This is a genomic window from Litorisediminivivens sp. KMU-197 (assembly GCF_056858395.1).
On the sequence record NZ_JBXEQG010000011.1, the window covers coordinates 69,695 to 83,234 of the forward strand.

Annotated in this window: 14 protein-coding genes; 7 read left to right on the plus strand and 7 right to left on the minus strand. The window is 63.8% G+C overall.

The genetic code is table 11. The features are described 5' to 3' along the window. Positions 1 to 63 precede the first annotated feature (63 nt). Positions 64 to 1,017, plus strand: a complete 954-nt coding sequence (locus tag AC04PT_RS17620; RefSeq protein ID WP_482875080.1) for a hypothetical protein — start codon at positions 64 to 66, stop codon at positions 1,015 to 1,017. A gap of 104 nt (positions 1,018 to 1,121) precedes the next feature. On the opposite strand, the gene AC04PT_RS17625 is transcribed toward AC04PT_RS17620, so the two are convergent. Beyond that, a complete protein-coding gene (locus AC04PT_RS17625; RefSeq protein WP_482875082.1) occupies positions 1,122 to 1,451 on the minus strand; it encodes a DUF6280 family protein in 330 nt (109 codons plus the stop codon). A 215-nt stretch (positions 1,452 to 1,666) separates the two neighbouring features. On the opposite strand from AC04PT_RS17625, the gene efp reads away from it, so the two are divergent. Both efp and AC04PT_RS17635 read left to right on the plus strand, forming a co-directional pair. Then, on the plus strand, positions 1,667 to 2,230 hold the full coding sequence (gene efp, locus AC04PT_RS17630) for an elongation factor P (RefSeq protein WP_482875084.1): 564 nt from the start codon (positions 1,667 to 1,669) through the stop codon (positions 2,228 to 2,230). 90 nt (positions 2,231 to 2,320) lie between these two features. Next, positions 2,321 to 2,599 (plus strand): GNAT family N-acetyltransferase, encoded by a 279-nt coding sequence (locus AC04PT_RS17635; protein WP_482875086.1) that lies wholly within the window; start codon positions 2,321 to 2,323, stop codon positions 2,597 to 2,599. Positions 2,600 to 2,607: 8 nt separating this feature from the next. Here the strand turns inward: AC04PT_RS17635 and ygfZ are convergent, their stop codons facing one another. Further along, a complete protein-coding gene (ygfZ, locus tag AC04PT_RS17640) occupies positions 2,608 to 3,357 on the minus strand; it encodes a CAF17-like 4Fe-4S cluster assembly/insertion protein YgfZ (RefSeq protein ID WP_482875088.1) in 750 nt (249 codons plus the stop codon). 65 nt (positions 3,358 to 3,422) lie between these two features. Between ygfZ and AC04PT_RS17645 the strand changes: the two genes are divergently transcribed. Then, on the plus strand, positions 3,423 to 4,121 hold the full coding sequence (locus tag AC04PT_RS17645; RefSeq protein WP_482875090.1) for a TIGR04283 family arsenosugar biosynthesis glycosyltransferase: 699 nt from the start codon (positions 3,423 to 3,425) through the stop codon (positions 4,119 to 4,121). A gap of 87 nt (positions 4,122 to 4,208) precedes the next feature. Here AC04PT_RS17645 and AC04PT_RS17650 read toward each other — a convergent pair whose 3' ends face one another. Together AC04PT_RS17650 and AC04PT_RS17655 are read right to left on the minus strand one after the other, a co-directional pair. After that, a complete protein-coding gene (locus tag AC04PT_RS17650) occupies positions 4,209 to 5,957 on the minus strand; it encodes an ABC transporter ATP-binding protein (protein ID WP_482875092.1) in 1,749 nt (582 codons plus the stop codon). After that, complete coding sequence (locus AC04PT_RS17655; protein WP_482875094.1) at positions 5,954 to 6,667, minus strand: phosphatase domain-containing protein; 714 nt, start codon at positions 6,665 to 6,667, stop codon at positions 5,954 to 5,956. Before AC04PT_RS17655 ends, AC04PT_RS17650 begins: the two co-directional genes overlap by 4 nt. A gap of 154 nt (positions 6,668 to 6,821) precedes the next feature. Between AC04PT_RS17655 and AC04PT_RS17660 the strand changes: the two genes are divergently transcribed. Beyond that, complete coding sequence (locus tag AC04PT_RS17660; RefSeq protein ID WP_482875096.1) at positions 6,822 to 8,027, plus strand: pyridoxal-phosphate-dependent aminotransferase family protein; 1,206 nt, start codon at positions 6,822 to 6,824, stop codon at positions 8,025 to 8,027. Here AC04PT_RS17660 and AC04PT_RS17665 read toward each other — a convergent pair. The 3 genes from AC04PT_RS17665 to AC04PT_RS17675 all read right to left on the minus strand — a co-directional run bounded on the left by AC04PT_RS17665 (position 7,999) and on the right by AC04PT_RS17675 (position 10,279). Continuing rightward, the gene (locus AC04PT_RS17665; RefSeq protein ID WP_482875098.1) at positions 7,999 to 8,190 is read right to left on the minus strand and encodes a hypothetical protein; all 192 of its coding nucleotides are present in this window, start codon (positions 8,188 to 8,190) and stop codon (positions 7,999 to 8,001) included. The two genes, AC04PT_RS17660 and AC04PT_RS17665, sit on opposite strands and share 29 nt — an antisense overlap. 120 nt (positions 8,191 to 8,310) lie before the next feature. Continuing rightward, positions 8,311 to 8,994, minus strand: coding sequence for an ABC transporter ATP-binding protein (locus AC04PT_RS17670; protein ID WP_482875100.1), 684 nt, complete (start codon positions 8,992 to 8,994; stop codon positions 8,311 to 8,313). Then, positions 8,987 to 10,279 carry a lipoprotein-releasing ABC transporter permease subunit gene (locus AC04PT_RS17675; protein ID WP_482875102.1) on the minus strand — a complete coding sequence of 431 codons (1,293 nt, stop codon included), beginning with the start codon at positions 10,277 to 10,279 and terminating at the stop codon, positions 8,987 to 8,989. The genes AC04PT_RS17670 and AC04PT_RS17675 overlap by 8 nt, the downstream gene beginning before the upstream one ends. A gap of 423 nt (positions 10,280 to 10,702) precedes the next feature. Here AC04PT_RS17675 and AC04PT_RS17680 point away from each other — a divergent pair, with 423 nt between their 5' ends. Together AC04PT_RS17680 and AC04PT_RS17685 are read left to right on the plus strand one after the other, a co-directional pair. Next, the gene (locus tag AC04PT_RS17680; RefSeq protein WP_482875104.1) at positions 10,703 to 12,022 is read left to right on the plus strand and encodes a nucleotide sugar dehydrogenase; all 1,320 of its coding nucleotides are present in this window, start codon (positions 10,703 to 10,705) and stop codon (positions 12,020 to 12,022) included. A 25-nt stretch (positions 12,023 to 12,047) separates the two neighbouring features. Then, positions 12,048 to 13,505 (plus strand): glycosyltransferase, encoded by a 1,458-nt coding sequence (locus tag AC04PT_RS17685; protein ID WP_482875105.1) that lies wholly within the window; start codon positions 12,048 to 12,050, stop codon positions 13,503 to 13,505. Positions 13,506 to 13,540: the final 35 nt, after the last annotated feature.

Here is a 13,540-nt window from a genome sequence, read left to right on the forward strand (position 1 = left end):
TGTATCTGTTGTGTGATTGCCGACCTCGGGTTATTCTTGCCACGAGGCAAAGTGGTGAAATCAATGTCAGATCCTGTCAAATCCTCGGAAATCGAGGATGTGCTTGCGTCGATTCGCAGGCTTGTATCCGAAGAGGCGCGCAACGAAACGCCAGTCCGTCGGCAGCCCGCCGCCGAGGAAAGTCCGCCGCAGACAGAGCCTGTGGACGAAGATTCTTCGGAGGCATTGGTGCTGACCCCGTCCCTGCGGGTACATGAAGGCGGTCGATCAACGCCGGCAGAACCGCTGGAATCCGCCGCTGCGGAAACGGCCGCACCGATCGACGACGTACCCGAAGCCCTGGCAGAGGCCGAGGCAATCGAGGCGATTGAAACCGTTCCCGAGCCGGAGCCCACCGCCAAGACCGCGGCAGAAGACCTTCGGGAAGAGATCGCACATGAAGACCTGCCCGAGCCCCCGTCGGCGACGCCCACGCTGGAGACCAAGATCGCTGCGCTGGAGGCACTGATTTCAGGAAGCATCGACACCCGGCGCAAGGCCGTCCCGACACCCCAGCCCGCCGACGACGTGGCTTTGCCCGACACGGCCTCCGAAACATCGATGGAAGCGGTGGAGGAAGAACCCGAGACGATGGCTTGGGAAGATCACCTCGCCGAGGCCGTGATGCCCTCGGAAACCGGCGAAGACCTCTCCGAGGCGCCTGCCGCCCCCGTCGAACTGCAATCCGCCGAATATGCTACCGAGGAAAGCGAGCCCGATCAGCCTGAAGCGTCGCATCTGGAGGCCGAGCTTGCCCTGCACAACGATGACCTTGTCTTCACGACCAACCGGCCGGAAGCGCCGGAGGAGGAAGCCGGGGAACCGGTGACCATCGACGAGGCCATGTTGCGCGACATGGTGACCGAAATCGTGCGCGAAGAACTGCAAGGGGCGCTGGGCGAACGCATCACCCGCAACGTCCGCCGGCTGGTGCGCCGCGAAATCCACCGCGCCCTGGCGAGCCACGATCTGGATTGAGCCGTTGCAGGGCACGCCCTGCGCCAGGTTACAGCAATTGATTAGTCAAAAAAAAACGCGCCTCTGATCGAGGCGCGCTTCAGGCAAGTCGGTAATCTGGGTCGTCAGGCGGCTTCGGCCTGCTCTGCAGCAGCCGCGGCGTTGCGACGTTCGCTTTCTTCACGCGACAGCGCCACCGATGTGCGGACGCCTTTGGACACGAAGTCCATCAAACCCTGCACCACACGTTCGTTCGGGTCGATCCCGGCGCAGGACAGGACTTCACGCCCGTCGCGCGACCGCGCCCAGCGAGCGATTTGCTCGGGGCCGTTGCCATACTTCTTGTCGTCGGCGATGGCATCGTCGAGTGCAGCAAGAACCACTGCAGCAAACAGTTTCCGGGCACGGCTGCCCTGCTCACTGTTAAAGGCTGTACCATCAACGAAATCTTTCATGTAACGTCCTTTGTTCTTGCTCTTGTGTTTCCGGCGTGAAGGCCCTTATGACCGGTTTTGATTGATTCGGATACCCTGCAAAAGCATAGCACCTATGCGTATTCGGCATGGCTCTCTGCACCTGCAGCACGAGATATGGTAAGCTTGCGCTGCAACCGAACGCCAGATATAGGACCGGTCAAACAAACATCAACCTTCTGACAAAGTTTCGCCACATGCCCAAGATTAATGGAAACGAAATTCGCCCCGGCAACGTCCTGGAGCACGACGGCCACCTTTGGGCTGCTGTCAAGGTCGACCATGTAAAACCCGGCAAGGGTGGTGCATTTGCGCAAGTCGAGATGAAGAACCTTCGCAATGGCTCGAAACTGAACGAAAGATTTCGGTCCGCCGACAAGGTTGAGCGTGTTCGACTGGAGCAGAAGGACATGCAGTTCCTTTACGAGGATGCCGGCCAGCTTATTTTCATGGACACCGAGACCTACGATCAGGTGCAGCTTGATGCCGAGATCCTCGGCGAACGTCGCCCCTTCCTGCAGGACGGCATGACCATCGTCGTGGAATTCCACGAGGAAGAGGCGCTGAACGCCTCTCTGCCTCAGAAGGTCACCTGCAAGGTGGTCGAGACCGAGCCTGTGGTGAAGGGCCAGACCGCCGCCAACAGCTTCAAACCCGCCGTGCTCGACAATGGCGTCAAGGTCATGGTCCCGCCCTTCGTGGGGCAGGACGAGGACATTGTCGTCAACACCGAGACCATGGAGTATTCCGAACGCGCCTGACCTCGGGGCTCGCGCGCATATCCCCCGGACAGCCGGGGGCGCGATAACAGACAGACAAGGCCTCCGGCATCAGCCAAGGAGGCCTTTTTCATGTCCTGTACTCATCCCGACTTGCCCGGCGTCGCCGCGCTTCACCCGGAGGATCACCAAAGGGCCGCACAGATCGCGGCGCTGCTGGATCAGGGCGCCCAAATGATTGCATATCGTACCGAAGGCGTGCTGCGTGGCTATCTTCTGTGGCTGCCGGGGGCAAAGGACGATCCGGTTGTCAAACAGCTCTACGTGGCGCCCGGCTGGCGCCGCCGCGGGATCGGTCGCAGGTTGCGCCGCCGCTTCCTGTCGGAAAGCAAGGTTGAGCATGCTCCGTAGGCCGGGCTTCAGCCCGGCACCCGGGTTACGCGAGCCTCTCCGGCGCGCATCTCGCCGTCGGCCCGGTCAAAACGCAGATAGGCCAGCCCGCGCCCGTTCGCCTGCGTTCCCAGCACGCCCACCGGCTTGCCGCCGGCGGTGATTTCGGTGCCGACCGGGGCGCTGCCCTCGACAGAGACCTGCGCGAGGCCCTTGCGCAGCTCGGTCTTGTGCTTCATCCGGGCGGTCACCTCCTGCCCTACATAGCAGCCCTTGCGAAAATCGACGCCGGACAGCTTCTCGAACGCCATCTCAAGCACGTAGCTGTCCGGTCCCAGTTCACGGCCCCAGCGCGGCACCATCGCGTCGACATGCCGCGCGTCCCAGTCGGTGTCGCCGTCGGCCATCGCCTCGGGTCCGATCAACCTCCATCCCAACCGCGGGTCACGCGGATCGTCGAGCGCAGCCTCGGGGCGCGGCCCGGTCCCGCGCGAGACCTGCAGATCGGTCTCCTCGACATCCACCGCGGCCCGCAGCTTGTACATCCGCAACCGCTGCAACAGCTCGCCCGCGACCTTGGCTGGCGCATCGAGCAGCACGTCGTCCCCGTCGGCCTGGAGGAAGAAATCGGCGATCAGCTTGCCCTGCGGTGTCAGCATCCCGGCATAGACCAGCCCCTTTTCGATCCGCGCGACATCGTTTGTCACCAGCCCCTGCAGGAACTCGCGTACATCAGGCCCGGACAGGCGCAGCACCATTCGGCTTTCGGCATAAGTCATTTGGCGTTTCCTTCCTGCTTCGTGGTCACATATAGACACGACCGACGCAACCAACAGGCCCAAAGATGCGCGCGCCGATCTCGGTCATTATTCCGACGCTGAATGCGGGGGCAGAGCTGCCCGGATGCCTGATGGCGCTTGGCGAGGGTCTGAGCGAGGGGCTGATCCGTGAGCTGATCGTCAGCGACGGCGGCTCTGCCGATACGACCCTGTCGGTGGCACAGGCCGCCGGTGCCCGCATCGTCACCGGCCGAGCCTCCCGCGGGGGGCAACTGCGCCGGGGAGCCGAGGCCGCCGAAGGCGCCTGGCTGCTGTTCCTGCACGCCGACACGCAACCTGCCCCGGGCTGGACCGCTGCGGTCCTCGCGCATCTCACAAGTGACAAGGCCGCCAGCTTCCGCCTCGCCTTCGATAGCCGCCACCCGATGGCGCGGGTCACCGCCGGCTGGGCCAACCTGCGCTCACGGGTTTTTGCCCTGCCCTACGGCGATCAGGGCCTACTGATCCCGCAAGCACTCTATCACCGGGTCGGCGGCTTTGCCGACCAGCCGCTGATGGAGGACGTCGCCATTGCCCGCGCCCTCGGCCGCCGTCTGACCTTGCTTGACGCCACAGCCGTCACCTCTGCCACACGATATGGCCGCGACGGCTGGATCAGGCGTGGCGTGCGCAACCTAAGCACCCTCGCCCGCTACCTCGCCGGCGCGTCGCCCGACGCGCTGGCGCGCAGCTACGACAATTCGCGAGATCCTTCTTCGGGTTGATACTTCCCGGGGGTCCGGGGGCATCGCCCCCCGGGGCCTGCCTGGCCCGAACGCAAACCGGCCTGTGCGCATCATCGCTCCGCCGGATCAGCCTGCCCCGTCCTGCAACTGATGCAACCGGGCATAGGCGCCCTCCGCCGCGATCAGCGCGTCGTGTGTGCCCGCTTCGACCACCCGGCCCTGATCCATGACCACGATCTTGTCGGCGCCTCGCACCGTCGACAGCCGGTGGGCGATGACCAGCGTGGTACGCCCACGCGACAATCGGTCCAGCGCATCCTGCACCAGCGCTTCGGAGGCGGTGTCCAGCGCCGAGGTCGCCTCGTCCAGCAGCAGGATCGGGGTGTCGCGCAGCACGGCGCGGGCGATGGCGACCCGCTGGCGCTGTCCCCCAGACAGGTTCGACCCGCGCGGCCCGGCAGGGCTGTCGATGCCGTCGGTGAGCCGCGGCAGGAAGTCGCTGACGTGCGCCGCCTCAAGCGCGGCGCGCAGCGTCGCCTCGTCCACCCCCTGCCGGTCGAGCACGATATTGTCACGCAGGCTCTCGTCGAACAGAAGCGCCTCCTGGCTGACCACCGAAAACAGGCCGCGCAGCTCGGTCAGGTCCATCTCGCGCACGTCGGTGCCACCGATGGTCACACGCCCGGACTGCACGTCCACCAGCCGGGTGATCAGGTTGAAGACGGTCGACTTGCCCGCCCCCGACGCCCCGACCAGCGCCGTGGTCTTGCCCGCCTCGGCCACCAGAGACGCGCCGCGCAGCACCGGCGCGTCGCCATAGGCCAGGTGCACGTCGTCCAGCACGATCTCGGGCGCCCCCTGCGGGACCGGCTTGGGCGAGGCAGGCGATTTCAGCGCGGGCTTGGTTTCCAAGAGCTCGCGCAACCGCTCGATTGCCGCCGCAGCCACCTGCCAGACACCCGACACGGCACCGAGCCGCCGCAGCGGTTCGAAGGCCAACCCCAGCGCCGTGAAGAAGGCCATGAAGTCGCCGACGGTCTTGGTGCCGTCGATGATCTCGCGCCCCCCGTAGAGCAGCACGCCGAAGAAGCCGACGCCGGCCATCAGGTCGACCATGCCGGGGATCAGCGCCTGACCCAGCGCCGACTTGGTCTCGACGTCGATGCGTTTTCGGGTAAGCTTGCGGAAGCGTTTCGACTGGTAACTCTCCAGCCGGTTCAGCTTGATTGGCACGATGCCGTGGAAAATTTCGTTGAGCCTGACCGACAGGCTGGCAGCTACGTCGCGCGCCGTCCGCGCGTGCTTGCGCACGTAGCGTTGCAGCACCACCACCGGCACAACCATGACCGGCACACCCACCAGCGCCACCGCGGTCCAGCGCCAGTCGATGCCCAGCGCCACCGCGAAAAGCGAGACAAGCGCGATCACGTCGCGCCCGGTGCCGGTGACGATAGTCCGCCAGACCTTGTTGATCGAGCCGACGTCGCCTTCGACCCGCTGCATCAGGTAGCCGGGGCTGTGGGTCTGGTGGAACTGTCCTTCCAGCGTCATCAGGTGGGTCACCAGATCCTGCCGGATCTCACCCGCCGTCACCTGCCCAAGCCGCGTCAGCAGTACTTTCTGGACAACCGACGCGCCCGCCCGCAGGGCGAAAATGCCGAGGATCGCCAGCGCCACCCAGATCAGCTTGTCCCCCTGACCGCCGATGAAGATCTGATCGAACATCGGCTTCATCATGTAGCTGATGGCGCCGTACATGCCGCCTTCAATTGCCATGAACACCAGCGCCACCAGCAACAGCCAGACGTGCCGCCGCAGGTACGACCGCCAGAGCCAGCGCGCGAGGCCCTTGGAGTTGGGGGCTTGCTTGCTCACCCTTCCGTCTGCGCCAGGTCGCGCAGATGGCGGGCGGCCGCGATCGGCGGCTCCTTGCGGTCCCAGAAGCCCTCGATCCGCATGGCGCGGTACTCGGTGCGCAGCCACTCCTCGAAATCGATCGGCTCCCAGTTCTTTCGCGCCTCATAGACGTCGAGAATGTAGTCCTGCACCCCGGTCTTGGTCCATTTCATGTGCAGGTATTTCATGCCCAGCTGCTTGCGGGCTTCCTCGACCGGGACGCCTTCGAAGATCATCAGGTACATGGCCGAGACGATGCCCGCGCGGTCCGCGCCGGACTTGCAATGGAAGACAAAGGGCTTCTCGACTTCGCGGAGGGTGTCGATCACCTTGATCAGCCGCTCGCGCTTGGTGGCGTTGCGCGCCCAAAGCTTGGTGACATGGAAGGTCATGCCCAGTTTTTCGCAGGCTTCCTTCTCGAACTTGTAATGCGCGAACTTCTCTTCGCCGCGCAGCGTCACCACCGACTTGATGCCAAGTGCCTTGTAACGTTTCAGACGCCCCGGGCTGGGATGGTTCGACCGATAGACGCCCGGCGCGATCTCGAAGAAGTTGGTCCAGTAGACCCGCAGGAAGGCGTGATCCACCACGTGGGTGTGGACATGCCCCCAGAAGCGGCCGCGCGGCGTCGAGATGTCCTTGCCGAAGGAGTTCCGCCAGCGCCGCTCGCGTTTTTCGATCCAGCTCATCGCTTGTCTGATCATGCCGGCCCCTCGAGGGTTGTCAGGCGGTTGCATGGCGCGGTTTAGGCGAGTGGCGCTCTCTAGGCAAGCGCGGCCCGCACTGATTGACGGCGACACTTTGCCCGGGTTAGCTGCCATTTCGGTATCCCGGAGAATATCCATGTCCCTGTCAAACGGCCGCACCTACCGCTCGATCCCCGGCCCGTCCGAGACCCCGGACGCCGTGCAGCGCGCCATGCACCGCACCTCGGTCAACATCTACGAGGGCGAGATCGTCGAGCTGACCGAGAGCCTGATCCCCGACCTGCGCCGGGTGGCGCGGACCGAGCATCGCGTCGCGATGTACATCTGCAACGGACACGGCGTTTGGGAGGCCTCGCTGGCCAATGTCCTGAACCCCGGCGACAAGGTGTTGGTGCCGGCGACCGGACGGTTCTCCTACGGCTGGGTCGAAATGGCCGCGGGATTGGGCATCAAGGCGGAAATCATAGACTACGGACTGCAAAGCCCGTTCGATCCGGCCGAGGTCGAAGAGCGGCTGCGCGCCGACAAGGGCCACGAGATCAAGGCGGTTCTGGGCGTTCACGTGGACACTGCAACCTCGGCCCGCAACGACATTCACGGGCTGCGCAAGGCGCTTGACGCCGCCGGGCACCCGGCATTGCTGATGGCCGATTGCGTGGCCTCGCTGGGCTGCGACCGCTTCGAGATGGACGCCTGGGGCGTCGACGTGATGATCACGGGCTCGCAGAAGGGGCTGATGGTGCCGCCGGGCATGGCCTTCGTTTTCTTCTCGCCCAAGGCCGCGAAGCACCGGCCAGACCGCGTGTCGCGCTACTGGGACTGGACGCCGCGGGCCAATCCGGAAATGTATTACCAGTACTTCGGAGGCACCGCGCCCACGCATCATCTTTACGGATTGCGGACGGCGCTCGACTTGATGATGGCAGAGGGGCTGGAGGCGATCTGGACTCGCCACGAGACCCTCGCCCGCGCGATCTGGGCTGCGGTCGACCATTGGGGATCCGAGGGTCCTTTGAAGCTCAACATTGCCGCTCCGGCGCATCGCAGCCATGCCGTGACCGCGCTGAGGATCGGGGCGCCGCATGGTCAGCGCTTGCGCGACTGGTGCGAGCGCAACGCCGGCGTGACACTGGGCATCGGGCTGGGCATGGCGCCGCCCGACAGCGAGGAGCGCCATGGCTATTTCCGGTTTGGTCACATGGGTCACGTCAACACGCACATGATACTGGGGCTCTTGGGATCGGTCGAGGCCGGCCTCGCCGCGCTGGACATCCCGCACCGTGCCGGAGGCATCCAGGTGGCGTCGCGGGTGATCAGCGACGCCGCGCGCCCAGCCACCTGATCCAGAGGTTGACTGCAAGGCCCGCGAGCATCACCGCCACCAGCCCGAAGACGGCCAGCAGGGCGATCAGTACCCATACAAGGTTGACCCCGAACATCGCAACGCAGGCGCCGGTATAGTCCGGCGCCCGTCCGACGGGGCGGTCGTGCGAACGATGGTACATCGGTCACCTCGCTACTTGAAATGGCAAGCAATAGTCTAGCGCATTACCGCCGGCTGTCAGGTCACGTTTTCCGGCAAGCTGCCTGCGCGAGGAACGGCGCCGGTGATTGACGGAACCGTCCTATCCCGCAAGCAACATCCCATCGGCCAGACGAACCCGCCGGTCCATCCGCGCTGCCAGATCCAGGTTGTGCGTCGCGATCAGCGCCGACAGCCCCGTATCGCGCACCAGACGCATCAGACCGTCAAACACGGTGTCCGAGGTCGCCGGATCGAGGTTGCCGGTCGGTTCGTCCGCCAGCAAAAGGCGGGGGGCATTGGCCAGCGCCCGGCAGAACGCCACCCGCTGCTGTTCACCGCCCGACAGGGCGCCGGGCCGGTGATCCGCCCTGTGGCCCAGCCCGACGCTGTCAAGCAGAGCCTGCGCCCGGCCCTCGGCCTCGGCCCGTGGGAAGCCGTTCGCCAATTGCGGCAGCACCACGTTCTCGGCCGCCGTGAATTCGGGCAGCAGGTGGTGAAACTGGTAGACGAAGCCGACGTCACGCCGCCGCGCCGCCGTGCGCTTGCGGTCCGAGAGGCCCGCCATGTCCTGCCCCGCGATCCGGACCGAGCCACCGTCGGCGGTGTCCAGAAGCCCGGCTATGTGCAGCAAGGTCGACTTGCCCGCCCCCGAGGGCGCCACCAGCGCGACCACCTCGCCCGGTTGCAGCACCAAATCGGCCCCCCGCAGCACCTCGACGGTGCTGCGCTTGCCTTGGCGGTAGGCCTTGGTGACGCCGCGAAGTTCCAGCACCGGTTCATTCATATCTCAGCGCCTCGATCGGATTCAGCCGCGCCGCGCGGCGGGCCGGGAATATGGTGACCACGAAGCTCAGGCCAAGCGACAGGACCACCGCTGACAGCACGTCTCCAAGTTCGAGCTTGGCCGGCACGGCATAGAGCCCGCGGATTGACGGGTCCCAGACGCCGCCACCGGCGAAGTAGTTCACCACCGAAAAGATCTGGTCGACATATATCGCGAAAAGCGCGCCGAGAGTGACGCCGAAGACGGTGCCAAGAATGCCGGTAAAGGCCCCGCAGATAAAAAATACCCGCAGCACCGAGCCTTCCGACAGCCCCATCGTGCGCAGGATGCCGATGTCGCGCCCCTTGTTCTTGACCAGCATGATCAGCCCGGAAACGATATTCATCGCGGCAATCAAGACAAGGATCGACAGGATCACGAACATCACGTTGTCCTCGATCTCGAGCGCCCGCAGGAAGGCCCCGCTGGCGTCGCGCCATGTCCAGACCATCGCCCGGTCCCCCGCCGCATGCAACAGCGGCAAGGCCAGCGCGTCGACGGCATCGGGGTCATCAACCATGACCTCGATTTCGTCGGCCACGCCTTCGCGATTGAAGTAGACCTGCGCCTCTTCGAACGGCATGTAGACACGCGTGCGGTCGATATCATAGCGCCCGGCGGTAAAAATATAGACCACCTCAAAGGCCTGCACCCGTGGCGAGGTGCCGAAAGCCGTCTTCACCCCGTCCGGCGAGATCAGCCGGATGCGGTCGCCGATCGTGACGCCCAGTTCGCGCGCCACACCCGATCCAATGGCAACGCCTTCCCCGAACCGATCGAGGTCGCCCTGCTTTTCTTCCGGATTCACCACGCGGGGGATGGTGGCAAGGTCTGCCGCCGAAATTCCGAAAGCCTCAACCCCGGCGTTGCGGCCGTTGGCGGTGGCCATCACCTGTCCCCGCACCAAGGGCGCGGCGCGGGTGACGAACCCCTGCGTCTTTACCCGTTCGGCAAGGTCGATGTAGTCCGGAATGGTCCGGTCGATCTGGCCGGACTCGGTGATCGAGGGGTGATAGTAGACCGTGATGTGGGCGTTGGTGCCGAGGATGGTATCGACAAATTCCTCACGGAAGCCCGAGCGCACCGCCAGCGTGGCAATCAGCGCAAAGACAGCAAGCGTGATGCCGATCAGGCTGATCCACGTCATGACGCTCACGCCACCCTCGGCCCGCTTTGCCCTGAGATAGCGCCAGGCGATCATCCATTCGAAGGCGGCAAAGGGCGCCGGGGTGCGGGGTCTGCTCATCATCTGTCCTTTTGGCGCGGAAAGTGGTGGCAGCGCAATGGCCCGTCAAGCCGCGAAATCAGGTGGCGAGGCCGGCACGAAACACAACTGCGTGCGTTTCCGAGGGTCCGCGTGGCCGAAAATCCAGACGACGACACGCTCGGATTAGCGGCATTCCAAGGTCGAGGCGGGTGTCGCGAGCCGCCGGGTTGGCGGCGGTGGGAACCGGGCTGTACCCTGCGTGTGACCGGGCGATCTTGAGTCCCCCGAATGCTCGGATCGTGGCTGTAGCCAAATTGCAACCCCTGCCTAGAACCACGTAAAGGTTAACAATTTACTTTACCAAAGCGCTCCAAATTCTTAACATTGCTTTAAAAATCCCAAAATCGAACACAATTCGATGGGTAAAAAAGCGTTCGTCAAGAACGTGAACGAGAGGCAGATATGGCAAGAATCAGTGTCTTTGGCATTGGGTATGTAGGCGTGGTTTCCGCGGCCTGCCTGGCCCGTGACGGTCATCAGGTGATCGCGGTCGACGTCGACCCCGGCAAGATCGAAGCAATCAATTCCGGACTTTCCCCCATCGTCGAGAACGGTCTCGACGAGCTGATCGCACAGGTGGTCAAGGACGGCAAGCTGACCGCGACGGACGATGTGCAACACGCCATCGACAACTCGGACGCCAGCTTTATCGCGGTCGGCACTCCAAGCGCGCCGGATGGGTCGGTCGGGCTGAAATACGTCGAGATCGTCTGCCGCAACATCGGTAAAGCCTTGGCGAACAAGGACGGATATCATTCAGTTGTCATTCGCTCGACCATTGTGCCGGGTTCGACCGAGGGAACCTGCATCCCGACCCTCGAAGAGGCCAGCGGCAAGACCGCGGGCAAGGACTTTGGCGTCGGGTACTACCCTGAGTTCCTGCGCGAAAGCACGGCCATCGAGGATTACTACGATCCCGGCCTGATCGTCTTTGGCGCGCTGGATCAAGGCACCGCGGACATCCTGACCGAGATCAACGAGGGCCTGCCCTGCGAAATCAAGGTCGTCGACGTGCGCACCGCCGAGATGGTGAAATACACCTCGAACACATGGCGGGCAGTCAAGGTGACCTTCGCCAACGAGATCGGCAACATAGCCAAGGCCTCCGGACTTGACGGTCAGACGGTAATGGAGATCTTGTGCTCGGACACCAAGGTCAACATTTCGTCCTACTTCATGCGGCCCGGTTTCGCCTTCGGCGGTTCCTGTCTGCCCAAGGACGTACGCGCGCTGCGCCACCTGGCGTCGCAACAGGGCACGCCCGCGCATCTGCTCAATGCAGTGCTCGAAGCAAACGAAGCGCAGATACGCCGTGCCGAGGAAATGGTCGAACGCACCGGCGCAAAGAAGGTCGGCTTTGTCGGCATCTCGTTCAAGCCGGGCACGGATGACCTTCGCGAGAGCCCCTTGGCGGAGCTGGCGGCCCGGCTCATCAAGAGCGGCGTGCAGGTCGATATTTACGACCCATATGTGCATGAGGCTTATGCCAACGAAAACTCGACCGCTGGCCGCGGCAACGACGTGATTCCCGACCTGAAGGACCGGATGACCCCGGATTTGGACGCGATGATCAACGATGCGGGCGCCATTCTGGTGGGCAACTTCTACCGTGATACGGTCGAGACGCTCGAGGCGGCTTCAAAGGATCGTCCGGTGCTGGACCTGACGCGGATGAATCGCGCCAAGGTCTCGGACGGCTCCTATGAAGGGATCTGCTGGTAAGCCGATGATGCTTGCCCTGTCCCATATGGCGTATTTTTCAGTGGTGGTTCTGCTGGTGACCCTGGTGCCGAAAACGGCACTGGGGGAAATCTCTTATGCGACCAACACGATCTTCATCATGGGGTTTTTGGGCACCTGGCGCTACAGCTGGGCAGCGATCAACTTTACTCGCGCGGTGATCTTCCGCCGTATCGTTCATCCGAAACGAAAACGGCGCGCGCGGCGGCGGTTTGCCGAGCGCGCCGGCCAGTCGCATATGTACATGCTGGTCACCTCCTACATGGTCGAGCCACACGTGACGCTGCCGGTCTACCGCAGCGTCTTTCGCGCGGCGTCGCGCGCGCGGGACGGCGCGACCATCGTGGCCTCGGTCGTGGATGGTGCGGACGAGCGGCTGATCCGCTCGATCTACGATACGCAGGCCGAGGACATGACGAATGTCCATCTGATCATCGACCGCATCAAGGCGAACGGCAAACGCGACGCCCTGGCCAAGACACTGCGCATCCTGGGATCGCACTCGCCCACCCACCGCGACATCCTTGTCTTCGTCGATGGCGATACCATGGTGCCCGAGGATATCTGGTACGAGAGTGCCCCGGTGTTCACCAACCCCAAGGTGGGCGCGCTGACCACCGACGAGGCCGTCGAGGTTGGTCGCGACAGCCTCTTCAAGGACTGGTTCGTTCTGCGCTTCAACCAGCGACAGGTGATGATGTGCTCAATGGGGCTGTCCAAGCACGTGTTGACCCTGACCGGGCGGATGAGCGTCTTTCGCGCCGATCTGGCGACCGATCCGACGTTCATCGAGGGTATCAGCGAGGATTTCCTCGATCACTGGCGGCTGGGTCGCGTCAAGTTCCTGACCGGCGACGACAAGTCGACCTGGTTCTGGCTTCTCAAGAACGGCTACGAGATGCATTATCTGCCCGACGTCTGTTCGGTCAGCTACGAATTCCAGCCGCGTCCGACCTTCTTCGACAGCTCGAAGACGCTGATGGTGCGCTGGTTCGGTAACATGATCCGCACCAACGGCCGGGCTCTGCGGCTGTCGCCCACGGTGATCGGCGGCTTCACCTGGTGGTCGATCCTCGACCAGCGCGTTTCGATGTGGACCACCCTTGTCGGCCCGACAACCGTGGCGCTGGCGGCGCTGATGGTCACGCCCTCGGTGATCCCGCTCTATATCGCCTGGGTGATGATCACGCGCTACGTGTTCTGCGTCATCATCGCGCTGTTCCGCGGCACATGGTTCCCGGTCACCCATCCGCCGATCCTGTACTTCAGCCAGGTCGTTGGCGCGGCAGTGAAAACCTACGTTATGTTCCGTATGGACAAGCAGAAATGGACCCGGCAGGGCAGCGGCTCCGGTGGGGTCGTTCTGGCGTTCCGTGAACGATTGAAAGCGATGGAATCGGCGGCCCACCATGTGCTGGCGCTGGCTTGGCTGACCGTTGCAATTCTTTATTTTACCAAGGTCTGAGGCACGAGATGCTCGACGAAACCACAACTGGAAAA